Origin of the sequence: Seongchinamella unica, assembly GCF_004354085.1 — a bacterium.
Taxonomy (GTDB): Bacteria; Pseudomonadota; Gammaproteobacteria; order Pseudomonadales; family Halieaceae; genus Halioglobus; species Halioglobus unicus.
The window spans coordinates 490,131-505,767 of the sequence record NZ_SMSE01000003.1 but is presented as its reverse complement, the minus strand read 5'-3'; the positions used below and the strand labels follow the sequence as shown (position 1 = coordinate 505,767).

Here is a 15,637-nt window from a genome sequence, read left to right as displayed (position 1 = left end):
ATGGACAACAATAAAGCAGTTCTGAACGTAAAGATTGATGAAATCACGGTTGTCGATGGCAAAGCCACCGGGAGCTACAGCCAGACCAATGCCTCGAACTCCGGCAGTGGCAAGACCCCGCCGAGTGTAGACGGCCAGGGCAACGTGACGGTCTATGAAGACACCAACGTGACCTTCGAACTGGAGGTGGAGGGGTATACCTTTCCCGCCGACGGCACAGCGGTCATCCGCCTGCAGGACGATGCCGGCAACTGGCAGGATCTTGTCCCCGGGGACAGTTTTCTCACCTTCACCATCGGCTCTAACCAGCCGACCAATAACAACACGGAACTGGAACTGGAGGACGATGACTCCGACGGCACCTCCGAAGGTGTCACCCACCCTTACAACCTGTACGTGACCAGTGCTGGTACCACCTATACGCTGGACCCGAACTTCGTCAACAAGAACTGACCAGCCGGGTCGCCGGCAGGACTCGCTGACCACAGCAGGGGCCCCACGTCCGCGTCAACGGGGCCCCGGGTGTGCCTATTTCAGTTTGCGGTACTTTACCCGGTGGGGCTGGTCCGCCGCCGCGCCCAGTCGCTTCTTGCGGGCTTCCTCGTAGTCACTGAAGTTACCCTCGTGGAACACCACGCCGCCATCGTCCTCGTAGGCGAGGATGTGGGTGGCGATACGGTCCAGGAACCAGCGGTCGTGGGAGATGACCAGGGCCGAGCCGGGAAACGCCAGCAGGGCTTCTTCCAGGGCGCGCAGGGTTTCCACGTCCAGGTCGTTGGTGGGTTCGTCCAGCAACAGCACATTGGCGCCCTGTTTGAGCAACTTGGCCAGGTGCAGGCGGTTGCGCTCACCGCCGGACAGGTCCTTGACGTATTTTTGCTGGTCCGAGCCCTTGAAGTTGAAGCGCCCGCAGTAGGAGCGGGAAGGCACTTCGTAGTTGCCGATACGAATGATGTCGTGGCCGTCGGAAATCTCTTCCCACACGGTCTTGCTGCCGTCCAGGTCATCGCGGGACTGGTCGACGTAGCCCAGCTTCACCGTTTCACCGACTTTTACCTCACCACCATCCGGCTGTTCCTGGCCGACCATGATCTTGAACAGGGTGGATTTACCCATGCCGTTGGCGCCGATGATGCCCACGATCGAACCCGGGGGTACCACGAAACTGACATCGTCGAACAGCAGGCGATCGCCGAAGGTTTTCTTCAGGTTGCTGACCTCGATGACGTTGTCACCCAGGCGCGGTCCCGGGGGAATGTAGATCTCGTTGGTCTCGTTACGGCTCTGGAATTCCTGTGACTGCAGTTCATCGAAGCGGGCCAGGCGCGCCTTGCTCTTGGCCTGGCGTCCCTTGGGGTTGGAGCGCACCCACTCCAGCTCCGCCTTGATCGCTTTCTGGTGGGAGGCTTCCTGGCGTTTTTCCTGCTCCAGGCGTTTTTCCTTGGCGTCCAGCCAGTCGGAGTAGTTGCCTTCGTAGGGAATGCCGTAGCCCCGGTCCAGTTCCAGGATCCAGCCGGCGGCGTTGTCGAGGAAGTAGCGATCGTGGGTGATGGCCACCACCGTGCCGGGAAAGTCCTCCAGGAAGCGCTCAAGCCAGGCGACACTTTCCGCGTCGAGGTGGTTGGTGGGTTCGTCCAGCAGGATCATGTCCGGGTTGGAAAGCAACAGCCGGCACAGCGCTACCCGGCGGCGTTCACCGCCGGACAGGGTCGTCACGTCTGCATCCCAGGGGGGCAGGCGCAGGGCATCGGCGGCCACCTCCAGCTTGTGTTCCAGGTTGTGGGCATCGGTGGCCTGGATAATGTCTTCCAGCCGGGCCTGCTCCTTGGCCAGGGCGTCGAAATCGGCATCGGGCTCAGCGTAGTCAGCGTAGACTTTCTCCAGTCCCGCGAGTGCGTCGATGGCCTCCTGTACGCCCTCTTCGACGTTGCCGCGCACGTCCTTGGCAGGGTCCAGCTGGGGCTCCTGGGGCAGGTAGCCGATCTTGATGCCGGGCTGGGGGCGGGCCTCGCCCACAATATCCGTATCCACCCCCGCCATGATGCGCAGCAGGGTGGACTTGCCGGCGCCGTTCAGGCCCAGCACGCCGATCTTGGCGCCGGGGAAAAAGGACAGGGAGATGTCCTTGAGGATTTCTTTTTTTGGCGGCACGATCTTGCCGACCCGGTTCATGGTGTAGACGTATTGGGCCATTGTTCAGGAGCTTCCAGGCTGTGAGTTAGCAGGGGCGGAGTTTAGCAGCCTGCACCCCCGGCCGTCATTCCCGCACCTCCCGCGTCATTCCCGCTCCTCCGGCGTCATTCCCGCGCCTCCCGCGTCATTCCCGCTCCTCCGGCGTCATTCCCGCGGAAGCGGGAATCCAGCTACCCGCCGCAGTTACCCGCGGTTCATTTGTGGGCGCTCCTCCCGCGTCAGATCGACTTCGTGTAGAGATGGTCTCGGGCAATCCAGTCGCTGGATTCCCGCTTCCGCGGGAATGACGGTGTGTGGAACCCTGCTGGAATGACGGTGTGTGGAGCCCTGCTGGAATGACGGTGTGTGGAGCCCTGCTGGAATGACGGTGTATGGAGCCCTGCTGGAATGACGGTGTATGGAGCCCTGCTGGAATGACGGTGTGTGGAGCCCTGCTGGAATGACGGTGTTATGGAGCCCTGCTGGAATGACGGTGTATGGAGCCCCTGCTGGAATGACGGTGCTGGGCATCCGTCGGTGCGGAAATGACGCGCTTAAGGCGCAGCTTCCTCTAACCGCGCCACATCGACCGAAACACTTAACTGCGGATGATCCCCACCACCGAAAATCACCCCTTTGACCGGGGTAACATCGAAATAATCCCGGCCAAAAGCGGTAACGATATGTTGGGTGTGGGCCGGGGTGTCGTTGGTGGGGTCGAATTCCACCCAGCCCTCGTCCGGGCAATAGTAGGCGATCCAGGCGTGGGTGGCGTCGGCGCCTACCAGCTTTTCTTCGCCGGGCGCCGGCAGGGTTTCGATATAACCGGACACGTACTTGGCGGGAATGCCCACCGCACGCAGGCAGCCTATCTGCAGGTGGGCGAAGTCCTGGCAGACGCCGCGGCGATGTTCCAGCACCTCCGCCAGCGGCGTGGCGATGGTGGTGAAGTCCGGGTCGTAGGTAAAGTCGCTGAAGATCCGGCTGGTCAGGTCGGCCACACAGGACCTGAGCGACTTGTCCGGGGCAAACGACTGATGGGCATACTGGGCCAGTTCTTCGCTGGCTGCGATCATCGGGGAGTCAAGCAGGTACTCCCGCGCGTTCAGCGCCTGCTGGGAGCGGTCCTTGCGGATCTGCTGCACGGCCTGCTCGTAGGATATGCCCAGGTCGAGGTTGAGGCCCTGGTCCGGGTGGGAAACCCGGATTTCGCTCTCCACCGAGATCACCAGCTCCCTGTGCGGGCGCTGGATCTCAAAGTGGTAGGCCTGGTTGCCGAAATAGTCGCTGCGCGTGCGGGTAATGGCCGGTTGTGGCGACACGCTCACCCGGCTGCTCAGGCACTTCTGGCGCCGGGTATCTCGTGGCAGCACATAGGCCAGGTTATAACAGGAGGTTACCCTGGCCGAGTACCGGTAGTGGGTGGAGTGGCGGACACGGTAGCGCATCAGCGGACCCCCCGGATGGTGGTAAACAGCTGTTGCGGCCCGGAGCGGTGGTCGAAGTGCTTGTCGCTGATAAACCGGCTGAACTCGCGCAGCAGTCCGGCCAGCTGGGTCATCAGGGCATTCACCTCCGGTCGCGTACTGCCGCTGGTCTGCAGCAGGTGGGGCAGGCGGGTCAGCTTGAGTGTGGACGTTGCTTCCAGCAGGGCGCGTGCCTCTTCGTCCAGTTCGCCGGCAGCGGGATCCGATGTGGGCAGCTCCTGCAGGTGTTCCTCGAGCCGCTCCAGCTGGAAAATCAGTGAGCGGGGATTGCTGCGATCCAGCAGTACCAGCTCCAGGCCCAGTTCCATGCCGTGCCGTTCCCGGCCACGGCGACGATAGGTCATCAGCGCCTCCATGGAGGTCAGCATGGCAGTGAGCAGCACACTCTGGTCCATTTCCCCGCCCACAGAGCTGAGCAGGCCCTTAACCGTGGCAATGGTCTGCAGCGAGCGCTCAATGCGTTTGCCCATGTCCATAAACCGCCAGCCCACGCTGCGGATCATGGACTCCTGGGTCAGACCGGAGAGGCCCGCGAGGGCTGTGACCAGCGGGTCCAGCGCTTCCTCCGGTGCTGAAGCCAGCCCGCCGACCAGGTCCGCGTCCAGGTTATCCAGGGCGTCACGCAGGTCGTTGATGACCCGGATGGTGTCGGTTGAGAGGGATTCCTTGGACTCCTCCGCTGCTCGCAGCATCGATTCGATGGTGGAGCGGACACTGCCGCTGCGCTTGCCATCGCGGACAATCTGCAGCAACTCTGGTTCCGGGTTGGCCAGCTGTTCCGGCGTGGCGGCGGTGAAACCGGGCAGGGTGTAGGTGGCCTGGGAAACCGTCTGCAGCAGAATGCGCTGGGCTTCCGGGCTGATGGGCTCCTCGCCATTGAGGAGGACAAATACGGTACGCAGCAGGCGCATGGAGGCCTCGGCGCGCTCGGCATAGCGGCCCATCCAGTAGAGATTCTCCACCACCCGGCTGGGCAGGCTGTCTGCCTGAGTCTCCGGCAGGCTGCGCGGTTGATCCTCATCGAGGTCTGCCTGCAACACGCGCTCCGGTTCCGAGGCGGTGATCCAGGTATCCTTGGACGGGCTGCCCTCCTGCATGCTGATAAACTGGCCCTCGGTGGAGGTCGCTATCCGGGTGAGCCCGCCGGGCAGTACCGTGTAGGAACTGTCGGTAGCCACCGAGAAGGTTCGCAACAGGTTGGCGCGGGGCTCCAGGGCAGTGCCGTTGAATGCCGGTATACAGGGTTTCGCCAACCTGGGCTGGGCCACATAGTGGTAGCGGTGGCGATGGATATCCGCCAGCAGTGCCTGCTTCTGGTTATCGTCCAGGTCGCCGCCGTAAACGCTGGCCTGGCCGGCAGCCCGCCAGGCGCGTTTGATAATCAGGTTATCGAAATCACGGGTAATGTGCTCGAAGTCAGCATCGTCACCCGCCCAGAAGGTTTTGACGGTGGCCAGGCGCAGTTCGCGCCCCAGCAGCTGGGTGGCGATCTTCGGCAGGTATTTCAGCAGTATGGCGTTTTCCAGCACACCGCTACCCAGGGGGTTGGCGACGACCAGGCGGCCGTTGCGGACAATTTCCAGCAGCCCGGGAACGCCCAGCTGGGAATCGGGCCGCAATTCCACCGGATCACAGAACTCGTCATCGACCCGGCGCAGCAGCACTTCCACCCGCTTGAGACCGTCCAGCGACTTCATCCACAGGAAGCCGTTGCGAACCACCAGGTCACCGCTCTGCACCAGGGAGAAGCCCATGTAGTTGGCGAGATAAGCATGCTCGAAGTAGGTCTCGTTGTGAGCGCCGGGGGTGAGCAGGGCAATGCGGGGGATGTCGCCGGAGGGTGCCAGGGAGGTCAGTTTCAGCCGCAGTCGCTGGTAGAAATTGGCAATCCGGTGCACATGGCTGTCGCGGTACAGGCTGGGAAAGACCCGCGACATCACCGTCCGGTTTTCCAGCACATAGCCGGCGCCGGAGGGTACCTGGGTGCGGTCGGAGAGTATGCACATCGTGCCATCGGCCTGGCGCACCATGTCTACCGCGTGCAGGATCAGTTCGTGTTCGCCGGGCATCTGCATGCCCTGGCAGGCCCGCAGGAAGCCGCCGTGGCTGTACAGCGCTTCCGGGGGCAGGGCGCCATGGCGGATCAGGTCGCGGGGACCGTAGAGGTCCCGCAGGATCAGGTTGAACAGCTCCGAGCGTTCCACCAGTCCCGTTTCAATGCCGGACCAGTCCTCGCTGCTGATGACGTGGGGAACCGGGTCCAGCTCCCAGCTGTTGCTGGCGCTGCCGGGTTTGCCGTAGATATTGTAGCTGGCGCCGTCGTCGCGGAGGATGCGGCGGGCTTTCTGCTCACGCTGGCGCATGACCTCGGCGCCCAGGTTGCCAATGCTGTCCAGCAGGTAGTCCCAGCCCGGCTTCAGGGCACCGTCGGCGCCCCGGGTTTCGTCAAGCACCCCGGGGCTGGACGGGTATTCCAGCGGCCCGGCGGGGGTCCCCACCGGCGTCTGGTTGATCGACTGTGACTGGTTCATAGGGCTGGTTTCTGGCGCCGGGCGGTAGAAGCGGCCGATCAATATACGCAATACGGGCCGGTGAGGCTAGCGTGGCCCGGGACTGCGCATATCCAGAATATAGGGGTACTCCCCGGCGGGCTCCTCCGGTGGTGGCTCCATCGGCCTGGGCACCGCGCCGGTGGGGAAGAACTCGCGCATGGCGGAGACTTCGGGCATGGGGATAAACGGCCCCTGGGTATGGCTGACCGTATCGAAGCGGTTGATGCGCCGGGATTCCGCCTCGAAGGCGTTCACCGGGAAGGTTTCGTAACTGCGCCCCCCGGGGTGAGAGACGTGGTAGGTGCAGCCTCCCAGGGAACGCCCGTTCCAGGTGTCGATCAGGTCGAAGGTCAGCGGTACATGCACCCCGATCAGCGGGTGCAGCGCCGAGGGCGGCTGCCAGGCCCGGTAGCGCACCCCGCCCACGTACTCACCCTGGGTGCCGGTAGTGCGCATCGGCACCCGGCGGCCGTTACAGGCCACCACGTAGCGGCCGTCGGTCATGTTGGTGCAGCGAATCTGCAGCCGCTCCACCGAGGAGTCGACGTAGCGCGAGGTGCCGAAGCTGGTGGTTTCCTCGCCCAGCACGTGCCAGGGTTCCACCGCCCAGCGCAATTCCATCTCGATGCCGTCCAGCTGCACCCGGCCGTAATGGGGGAAGCGAAATTCCTCGAAGGGCAGCAGCCAGTCCAGCTCGAAGGCGAAGCCGTGTTCGCGCAGGTCGCCCACCACGTACCTCATGTCCTCCCAGATATAGTGGGGCAGCATGAACCGGTCGTGCAGCTCGGTGCCCCAGCGCACCAGTGGCTTGTGATAGGGCGTTTGCCAGAACCTCGCTACCAGGCAGCGCAGCAGCAGCGCCTGGACCAGCGCCATGCGCGGATGCGGCGGCATTTCAAAGCCACGGAACTCGAGAATGCCCAGCCGGCCGGCGGGTCCCGAGGGAGAGTAGAGCTTGTCGATACAGAACTCGGCGCGGTGGGTATTGCCGGTGACATCAATCAGCAGGTTGCGCAGCAGGCGGTCCACCAGCCAGGGCTGTGGCACTTCGCCCTCACTCATCTGGGAAAAGGCGACCTCCAGCTCGTAGAGCATTTCGTCGCGGCCCTCGTCGACCCGGGGCGCCTGGGATGTGGGGCCGATAAACATGCCGGAGAACAGGTAGGACAGGCTCGGGTGGTGCTGCCAGAAGGTGATCAGGCTGCGCAGCAGGTCCGGTCGCCGGAGCATGGGGCTGTCTGCCGGTGTGGCACCGCCCAGAGTAATGTGGTTGCCGCCGCCGGTGCCCGTGTGGCGGCCGTCGAGCATGAACTTTTCAGTGGACAGGCGCGACAGCCTGGCCTCTTCATAGAGGGCGGTGGTGTTCTCCACCAGCTCGTCCCAGTTGTTGGAGGGGTGGACGTTGACCTCGATGACCCCCGGGTCGGGGGTGACCAGCAGTTTCTGTATGCGCGGGTCCTTCGGCGGCTCGTAGCCCTCGATAATGACCGGTAGCTCGAGGCTGGCGGCGGTTTCTTCCACCGCGGCGATCAGTTCGACGTAGTCCTCCAGGTATTCCAGCGGCGGCATGAACACGTACAGCCTGCCCTCGCGGGCCTCGATGCACATGGCGGTGCGCACCACCTCCTCGTACTCCGGCTCCGGCAGTGGCGCGTCGGCATTCTTGCCCGCGCTTTCCGGGAAATGTATATCCTCGCGTCTGGTCAGTGCCTCGCGTTTCTCGAAGGGGTCCCGTTGGGGCTGGAAGTGGCTGGCTTTTTCCGCCAGTTCCGGCAGATCCGCCAGGGGTAGTCGCAGGCCCATGGGGGAGTCCCCGGGGATCAGGGTGATGCGCTCCCGCTTCATTGGCCACAGGCTGGAATGCCAGGCTTTTTCCGCAATGGGCCAGCCGGTGTTGCGGGCCAGGGGCAGTACCATGCCGGTGGGAATGGAAAAGCCGCGCTCGATCAGCCGTGCCAGCCGGCGCCGGTCCAGGTCTCCCTTCACCTTGTGGGACAGAATGTCGAGGTTTTTCGGCAGATTCTGCTCCTGCATCAGGTAGTGCAGGCCGTCCTCGAAGGCCGGCTGGCTGCAGGCCCGGGGCAGGCCCAGCAGGTCACAGAGTTTACTGCCGAAGCGGATACAGTCTTTCACATCCCGCTGGTAGTCCCTGTCGACCCTGGCCAGCAGGCTGTGGTCCTGCCACAGGGGTTCGCCGTCCTTGCGCCAGAAAACCCCCAGCGCCCAGCGTGGAACTTCCTCCCCGGGATACCATTTGCCCTGGCCATAGTGCAGCAGGCCCTGGGGCGCAAAGCGGTCACGCAGTCGCAGCAGCAGGGTTTTGGCCAGGCTCAGTTTGTCGTCGCCGAGGGCGTCGGTGTTCCACTGGTCCGATTCCATGTCATCGATGGAGACAAAGGTTGGCTCGCCGCCCATGGTCAGGCGCACGTCGTTGATGTCGAACAGGCGGTCTACCGCGCTGCCCAGGGCGAGGATGTGAGCCCACTGGTCCTCGGTGTAGGGCTTGGTGACCCTCGGGTCTTCCAGAATCCGGGTGACCGTATTACTGAAGTCGAATTCCACCTCGCATTTGTCCGTGGCGCCGACAATGGGCGCGGCGGACACCGGGTGCGGGGTGCAGGCCAGGGGAATGTGGCCCTCGCTGGCGAACAGGCCGGAGGTGGGGTCCAGTCCGATCCAGCCCGCCCCCGGTATGAAGACCTCGCACCAGGCGTGCAGGTCGGTAAAGTCCTCCTCGGTGCCCGAGGGGCCGTCCAGGGACTTTTCGTCGGCCTTCAGTTGTACCAGATAGCCCGAGGCAAAGCGGGCGGCCAGGCCCAGGTGGCGCAGCAGCTGGGCCAGCAGCCAGGCGGAATCCCGGCAGGAGCCTTTTTTCAGCGCCAGGGTCTCCTCGGGGGTTTGCACCCCGGGTTCCAGTCGCACCAGGTACTCGATTTTCTGTTCAATGCTCTGGTTGATGCTGACCAGAAAGTCGTTGATGGGCACCTCACTGCGGTCGATGCCTGCCACCAGCTCGTCGAACAGGGGCCCGTACTCCTCCTTTTCCAGGTAGGGTTGCAGCTCTTTCTTCAGCTGCTCCGGGTACTCGAAGGGATAGTTCTCGGCATAGTCCTCAACGAAGAAGTCGAAGGGGTTGATCACCGTCATATCGGCGATCACCTCCACGTCCACCTCGAACTCGGTGCACTTTTCCGGGAATACCAGCCTTGCCAGGTAGTTGCCGAAGGCGTCCTGCTGCCAGTTGATGAAGTGCGCCTCGGGCTTGATCTTCAGGCTGTAGCTGTGGATCGGCGTGCGTGAGTGGGGCGCAGGGCGCAGTCGCACCGTATGCGGTGACATGTTCACTGGCCGGTCGAATTGATAGGACGTTCGGTGATTAATCGCTACCCGAATGGTCATTAGTGGTTACAGCTCCGGCGCGTCAGCGCTTGGGGTGATTGTCGCTAAGCAGGATCGGTCAGGAACCAGCTCTGGTTGATGTTTTCGCCCAGGTTGTAGAGGTCCACCTGAATGTCATCGATAAACTGGTGCAACTCCTGCCAGCTGGCCTGCGCCGGGTTAAAGCGCTTGAGGCGACGGCGGGCCCGTTCCAGGGTTTTCAGGGCCTGCTCATTGTGTTTCAGCTGCTTGAGTTCACCGCGAATACTGTTCAGGCAGAACTGCAGGGAGCGCGGCAGGGTGGGGTCCTTGAAGATGAACTCTACCGCCGGGGCTGCCTCGGGCAGGGGCCCCACGTTGCGGCGGTAGGTGCTCATGGCGGACAGGCTCTGCAGCAGGCTGCCCCAGATCAGCGGATCGATGGTCTGGTTGCTGCGCCCGCTGCCGAGCAGGGCGCCCGCGCCCACGTCGATGACACGGGTGGTCATATCCGCCCGTTCCAGCAGGTGACCCAAAGCCATGAAACGAAAAGCGTTGTCGCGGCACATGGTCGTCAGCACCAGGCCGGCGACAATCTGGCAGCGGCCCTGTACCTCATCCAGGAACCGGTGCCGGTTGCGGCGGCCGATGGAGGTCTCAGCGTGCTCCTTGGTATAGAGGTAAAGCTCGTTGACGTGCTCCCATACCGCCTCGGGCAGCACGTCGCGGGTGGTGCGCACATTCTCCCGGGCGGCCCTGACCGACTGGCGGATACTGGCGAAGTTGTCCTCGTCGGAAATCAGGAACTTGAGGACATTCTGTTCATTGTAGACGCGGAAGCGATTCTCGAAGGCCGGCTGGCCATCAAGAATATTGACCAGCACGTCCCAGCCGAGATCAGCGCCCTCGGGCGTATCCATGTACAGGTGACTGTAGGACTGGGTCAGGCGGGCGGTATCCTCGGCCCGTTCCATGTAGCGGGCCATCCAGTACAGCCGTTCGGCGACTCGGGAGAGCAGTCTCATTTCGAGCCCTCCACGATCCAGGTGTCTTTACTGCCGCCACCCTGGGAGGAATTCACCACCAGAGAACCTTTTACCATGGCCACCCGGGTCAATCCGCCGGGGGTGACCCAGGTCTCCCTGGAGGAGAGGATAAAGGGTCGCAGGTCCAGGTGCCGGGGCTCCACCCGGTCGCCGGCATAGGTCGGCGCCGTGGACAGGGACAGGGTGGGCTGGGCGATGTAATTGCGCGGGTTCTTTTCAATCAGTTTGGCGAACTGATCGCGCTTGGCCTTGGTGGAGTGGGGACCGACCAGCAGGCCGTAGCCGCCCGACTCATTGGCGGGCTTGACCACCAGTTTGTCCAGGTTGTTGAGTACGTATTCCCGGTCCTTTTCGTGCATGCACAGATAGGTTTTGACACTGTCGATGGCAGGTTTCTCGTTCAGGTAGTAGCGAATCATGTCGGGGACAAAGGCATAGACGACCTTGTCATCCGCCACGCCCGAGCCGGGGGCGTTGGCGATGGCCACGTGGCCGGCCTTCCAGGCGCGCATGATGCCGGGCACGCCGAGCATGGATTTCGGGTTGAACACTTCCGGGTCGAGAAAGTCGTCGTCGATGCGTCGGTAGACCACGTCTACCCGCTCGGCACCGTCGACGGTGCGCATGTATAGACAGTCGTCATCGTCGACGAACAGGTCTGAGCCTTCCACCAGTTCAGCCCCCATGCCTCTGGCCAGGAAGGAGTGTTCGAAATAGGCGGAATTGTAGATACCGGGGGTGAGTACCACGATGCAGGGGCGGCGATGTTTGCGGGGGGAAAGCGCCGCCAGGGTACTGTGCAGCCGGGAGGGGTAATCATCCACCGGCTGGATGCTGTAGTTTTCAAACAGCTCGGGAAGCACCCTTTTGGTGATTTCCCGGTTCTCCAGCATATAGGAGACGCCGGAAGGTACCCGCAGGTTGTCTTCCAGCACATAGAATTTGCCATCCCGGTCGCGCACCAGATCGGTGCCACAGACGTGGGCCCATGCACCATAAAGAGGCGACATGCCGGCGCACTGTTCCTTGTAATTACCGGATTCCAGTACGGTCTCCGCCGGCACGATACCGTCCTTGAGTATCTTCTGCTTGTTGTAGATATCATCAATAAAGCAGTTCAGCGCACGGGTGCGCTGTGCCAGGCCCTTGCTGACCCGGGCCCAGTCCTTGCTCTTGATGATTCGCGGGATGATGTCGAAAGGCCAGGCCCGATCGATGTTTTCCCCCTCCGAATACACGGTAAAGGAGATACCCATGTCGTTGATGGCCAACTCCGCCGCGGTGCGCCGGGCGGACATTTCCTCATCGGAGAGCGACTGCAGCATGTTCACTGCCCGTCGCGCCACGACCCTGGGCTTGCCTGCCTCGGTGACGAGTTCGTCGTAATACGGCCCGGTTTCGTACGATTGCCAGCTTTTGTTCATGTGCCCCCTTGTTGGTATTGAGCGATATTGCAGCGCCATGACAGCCCCTGCAATCTCTGTGCCCTAATACAGGGTATAGCTGATAAGGAGTGAGGCTGCAATGCGCTCTTCTGCCCACCCCCCTTTTTCTGTAAAATGCCCCGCTTTCCAATCGGGGCCCTTGACTGAAACAGGTCCCAAGCACGCCGGGAGCACCGCATGTTTGACAGCAGCATGACCATTGAGGGATTTGACGACGAAATTTTCTCTGCCATTAGCGAGGAAGAGCGCCGCCAGGAGGAGCACATCGAGCTGATTGCCTCCGAGAACTACACCAGCCCCCGGGTTATGCAGGCACAGGGCACGGTGCTGACCAACAAGTATGCCGAGGGCTACCCCGGCAAGCGCTACTACGGCGGCTGCGAGTACGTGGACAAGGCCGAGGAATTGGCCATCGAACGGGTCAAGGTCCTGTTCGGCGCCGACTACGCGAACGTCCAGCCCCACTCCGGCTCCCAGGCCAACGCCGCGGTATTCCTGGCCCTGTTGCAGCCCAACGACACCATTCTCGGCATGAGCCTGGCCGACGGTGGCCACCTCACGCACGGCGCCAAGCCCAACTTCTCCGGCAAGAACTACCACGCCGTGCAGTATGGCCTGAACCCGGAAACCGGTGAGGTCGATTATGACCAGGTGGAAGCTCTGGCCCTGGAGCACAAGCCGAAAATGATCATCGCCGGCTTTTCCGCCTACTCCCAGGTGATGGATTGGGCCCGCTTCCGGGAGATCGCCGACAAGGTCGGCGCCTACCTGATGGTCGATATGGCCCACGTGGCCGGTCTTATCGCCGCCGGTATCTACCCCAACCCGGTGCCCCATGCCGACGTGGTGACCTCCACCACCCACAAGACCCTCCGCGGCCCCCGCGGCGGCATCATCCTGGCCCGGGCCAACGAGGAACTGGAGAAGAAATTCAACTCCGCCGTCTTCCCCGGTGGCCAGGGCGGCCCGCTGATGCATGTGATCGCCGCCAAGGCCGTGTCCTTCAAGGAAGCCGCCAGCCCGGAGTTTGTCGATTACCAGAAGCAGGTGGTCAAAAACGCCAAGGCCATGGCTGCCACGTTTATCGAGCGCGGTATCAACATCGTCTCCGGCGGCACCGAAAACCACCTGATGCTGGTAGACCTCATCGGCAAGCCCTACACCGGCAAGGACGCGGACGCCGCCCTCGGTGAGGCCAATATCACCGTCAACAAGAATGCCGTGCCCAACGACCCGCGCTCTCCCTTCATTACCTCCGGCCTGCGCGTCGGTACGCCCGCCATCACCACCCGCGGTTTTGGTGAAGAGGAGACGGTGCAACTGACACACTGGATGTGTGATGTGCTGGAATCGCTGGAGGCGGGTAATTCAGAGGACGTGATCGCCGAGGTGAAAGGCAAAGTCCTGGAAATCTGCAGCCGCTTCCCAGTTTACAAGTAGAGCAATATCGTCATCCCCGCTCGCAAGCTGAATTGCGAAGCAAGAGAAGGCGCCCTTGGGGTGGGCGGGAATCCAGGGAAGGCCGCGTGAGCGGCCTTTTTTGCTTTGGGAACAGGTGGACCCCGGCGTTCGCCGGCGTGACGACGATCGAAGGTGTCCTCTCGCTTCAGTCGGTTGCCTTGCTACCGCCAGCCACCTTGGCTCGCTGGTTGTTATCCGGGCCCGCTATTTGTTATCAGCGCTCACTAGTTGTCATCCCGATCCGCCGACCGACTTCCCGACCCGCCAGTTGTCCGCCCAGCCCAACACCCGCCCCGTCATCCCGGCCTGCCAGTTGTCGTCACGGTCCGACACCCGTCATCCCGACCCGCTACTTTTCACCTCGGTCCGACACCCGTCATCCCGGCGAACGCCGGGATCCATAATACCCGCGCAAGTGCTGCCGGCCCGCTCGCTCCAGCGGTTCAGAAGCATGGCGTAGTTCAGAAAGAAATGTGTTAAAGTTCAGCCACTTAGCCCTAGAGACCTGACCCATGCACTGCCCATTCTGCGCCGCCGAAGACACCAAGGTTATCGATTCGCGCCTCGTTGCCGAGGGCGACCAGGTGCGCCGTCGCCGCGAGTGCCTGAGCTGCAGCGAGCGCTTTACCACCTACGAGGTGGCAGAACTGGTGATGCCGCGCATCATCAAGCAGGACGGTACCCGTGAACCCTTCAACGAGCAAAAGCTGCGCGCCGGCTTTACCCGTGCCCTCGAGAAGCGGCCGGTATCCACCGAAGACATCGAGGCGGTGATCAACAAGATCAAGAACGCCTTGCGCGCCACCGGCGAGCGCGAGGTCAATTCCGTGTTTCTGGGCGAGCTTGTCATGGAAAAACTGAAGAAGCTGGACAAGGTCGCCTACGTGCGGTTTGCGTCCGTCTATCGCAGCTTCGAGGATATCTCGGAGTTCCGCGATGCCATTGAGTCGCTGGAATCCGAACCCCGGTCAGACTGACCTCCCATGACCGCCGACCTTGATTCCCGAATGATGGCCCGCGCCCTGCAATTGGCGCGCCGTGGCCGGTATTCCGCGATGCCCAACCCCCATGTGGGCTGTGTACTGGTGCGCGATGGCCAGGTGATCGGGGAGGGGTTCACCCAGCCGGCGGGGGGTAACCACGCCGAGATCGAGGCGCTGCAGGCCGCCGGCGATGCCACCGGCGCAACCGCCTACGTCACCCTGGAACCCTGCTCCCACACCGGCAAAACCGGCCCCTGCGCCGACGCCCTGATTGCTGCGGGGGTCAGGCGCGTGGTCGCCGCGATGGAAGATCCGAATCCCCGGGTGGCGGGCGCCGGCCTGGACAAACTGCGTGCCGCGGGCCTGCAGGTGGACGTGGGACTGCTCGAAACCGATGCCCGTCAGGTGATTCCCGGGTTTATCGCCCGCATGAGCCGGGGCCGGGGCCGGGTGCGGGCCAAGCTGGCGATGTCCCTGGATGGCCGTACCGCCATGGCCTCTGGCGAGAGCCAGTGGATTACCGGTCCGGCGGCCCGGGCAGACGTGCAGCGCCTGCGGGCGATGAGTTGTGCGGTGATTACCGGCATTGGCACGGTGTTGGCGGACGACTGTTCCCTCACCGTGCGAGCGGAGGAACTGGGCCTGCCGCCGGCAGAGGCAGCACTGGGCAGCCGCAAGCAGCCGCTGCGGGTGGTGCTGGATTCCGGGCTGCAAACACCGCTCGACGCCAGGGTGCTGGATGGCGCGGCCCCCACCCTGCTGTGCCACGATGCGCAGCTACCACCCTCCGCTGACATTGCCGCCAAGGGGGTGGAACAACTGGCCCTGCCCCGGGGCGAAACCGGCCTCGACCTGGCCTCATTGCTGGACCATCTCGCCATGCGGCAAAGTAACGAAATTCTGGTAGAATGCGGCCCCCGTTTGGCCGGGGCATTCCTGCAAGCGGGATTGCTGGACGCAATGGTTGTCTACGTGGCGCCGGTACTCATGGGCAGCGCGGCGCGCCCCTTACTGGATTTGCCGCTGGACAGCATGTCGGCCAGGGTCCCGTTGGTGATCGACGACATGCGCAGGGTGGGAGACGACTGGCGGATTACCGCCATCCCTCAGTATTAACGGCAGCCGGGATTTGAC

10 protein-coding genes are annotated in these 15,637 nt (G+C 63.0%); 4 read left to right on the top strand and 6 right to left on the bottom strand.

Annotation, left to right across the window (positions count from 1 at the left end; all coding sequences use genetic code 11):
• Positions 1–453, top strand: coding sequence for a hypothetical protein (locus E2F43_RS14550; protein ID WP_133213896.1), 453 nt, complete (start codon positions 1–3; stop codon positions 451–453).
• A gap of 75 nt (positions 454–528) precedes the next feature.
• On the opposite strand, the gene ettA is transcribed toward E2F43_RS14550, so the two are convergent.
• From ettA to E2F43_RS14520, 6 genes are all read right to left on the bottom strand, one after another.
• The gene (gene ettA, locus E2F43_RS14545) at positions 529–2,193 is read right to left on the bottom strand and encodes an energy-dependent translational throttle protein EttA (protein WP_133213894.1); all 1,665 of its coding nucleotides are present in this window, start codon (positions 2,191–2,193) and stop codon (positions 529–531) included.
• A 533-nt stretch (positions 2,194–2,726) separates the two neighbouring features.
• Positions 2,727–3,620 carry a transglutaminase family protein gene (locus E2F43_RS14540; protein WP_133213892.1) on the bottom strand — a complete coding sequence of 298 codons (894 nt, stop codon included), beginning with the start codon at positions 3,618–3,620 and terminating at the stop codon, positions 2,727–2,729.
• Positions 3,620–6,190: a circularly permuted type 2 ATP-grasp protein gene (locus E2F43_RS14535; protein WP_133213890.1), complete on the bottom strand. Its 2,571-nt coding sequence runs from the start codon at positions 6,188–6,190 to the stop codon at positions 3,620–3,622. The genes E2F43_RS14540 and E2F43_RS14535 overlap by 1 nt, the downstream gene beginning before the upstream one ends.
• A gap of 66 nt (positions 6,191–6,256) precedes the next feature.
• Positions 6,257–9,610, bottom strand: a complete 3,354-nt coding sequence (locus E2F43_RS14530; RefSeq protein WP_133213888.1) for a transglutaminase family protein — start codon at positions 9,608–9,610, stop codon at positions 6,257–6,259.
• A gap of 44 nt (positions 9,611–9,654) precedes the next feature.
• Positions 9,655–10,593: an alpha-E domain-containing protein gene (locus E2F43_RS14525; RefSeq protein WP_133213886.1), complete on the bottom strand. Its 939-nt coding sequence runs from the start codon at positions 10,591–10,593 to the stop codon at positions 9,655–9,657.
• Positions 10,590–12,038 (bottom strand): circularly permuted type 2 ATP-grasp protein, encoded by a 1,449-nt coding sequence (locus E2F43_RS14520; protein WP_133213884.1) that lies wholly within the window; start codon positions 12,036–12,038, stop codon positions 10,590–10,592. Before E2F43_RS14520 ends, E2F43_RS14525 begins: the two co-directional genes overlap by 4 nt.
• A 198-nt stretch (positions 12,039–12,236) precedes the next feature.
• On the opposite strand from E2F43_RS14520, the gene glyA reads away from it, so the two are divergent.
• The 3 genes from glyA (at position 12,237) to ribD (ending at position 15,619) form a co-directional block, all read left to right on the top strand.
• Complete coding sequence (glyA, locus tag E2F43_RS14515) at positions 12,237–13,499, top strand: serine hydroxymethyltransferase (RefSeq protein WP_133213882.1); 1,263 nt, start codon at positions 12,237–12,239, stop codon at positions 13,497–13,499.
• Positions 13,500–14,032: 533 nt separating this feature from the next.
• On the top strand, positions 14,033–14,497 hold the full coding sequence (nrdR, locus tag E2F43_RS14510) for a transcriptional regulator NrdR (protein ID WP_133213880.1): 465 nt from the start codon (positions 14,033–14,035) through the stop codon (positions 14,495–14,497).
• A 6-nt stretch (positions 14,498–14,503) separates the two neighbouring features.
• Complete coding sequence (ribD, locus tag E2F43_RS14505) at positions 14,504–15,619, top strand: bifunctional diaminohydroxyphosphoribosylaminopyrimidine deaminase/5-amino-6-(5-phosphoribosylamino)uracil reductase RibD (protein WP_133213878.1); 1,116 nt, start codon at positions 14,504–14,506, stop codon at positions 15,617–15,619.
• Positions 15,620–15,637 lie beyond the last annotated feature (18 nt).

Excerpts from the sequence above, each read along its gene's own strand:
- E2F43_RS14550 (WP_133213896.1), top strand. The coding sequence starts at position 1 with ATGGACAACAATAAAGCAGTTCTGAACGTAAAGATTGATGAAATCACG.
- ettA (WP_133213894.1), bottom strand. The coding sequence starts at position 2,193 with ATGGCCCAATACGTCTACACCATGAACCGGGTCGGCAAGATCGTGCCG.
- E2F43_RS14540 (WP_133213892.1), bottom strand. The coding sequence starts at position 3,620 with ATGCGCTACCGTGTCCGCCACTCCACCCACTACCGGTACTCGGCCAGG.
- E2F43_RS14535 (WP_133213890.1), bottom strand. The coding sequence starts at position 6,190 with ATGAACCAGTCACAGTCGATCAACCAGACGCCGGTGGGGACCCCCGCC.
- E2F43_RS14530 (WP_133213888.1), bottom strand. The coding sequence starts at position 9,610 with ATGACCATTCGGGTAGCGATTAATCACCGAACGTCCTATCAATTCGAC.
- E2F43_RS14525 (WP_133213886.1), bottom strand. The coding sequence starts at position 10,593 with ATGAGACTGCTCTCCCGAGTCGCCGAACGGCTGTACTGGATGGCCCGC.
- E2F43_RS14520 (WP_133213884.1), bottom strand. The coding sequence starts at position 12,038 with ATGAACAAAAGCTGGCAATCGTACGAAACCGGGCCGTATTACGACGAA.
- glyA (WP_133213882.1), top strand. The coding sequence starts at position 12,237 with ATGTTTGACAGCAGCATGACCATTGAGGGATTTGACGACGAAATTTTC.
- nrdR (WP_133213880.1), top strand. The coding sequence starts at position 14,033 with ATGCACTGCCCATTCTGCGCCGCCGAAGACACCAAGGTTATCGATTCG.
- ribD (WP_133213878.1), top strand. The coding sequence starts at position 14,504 with ATGACCGCCGACCTTGATTCCCGAATGATGGCCCGCGCCCTGCAATTG.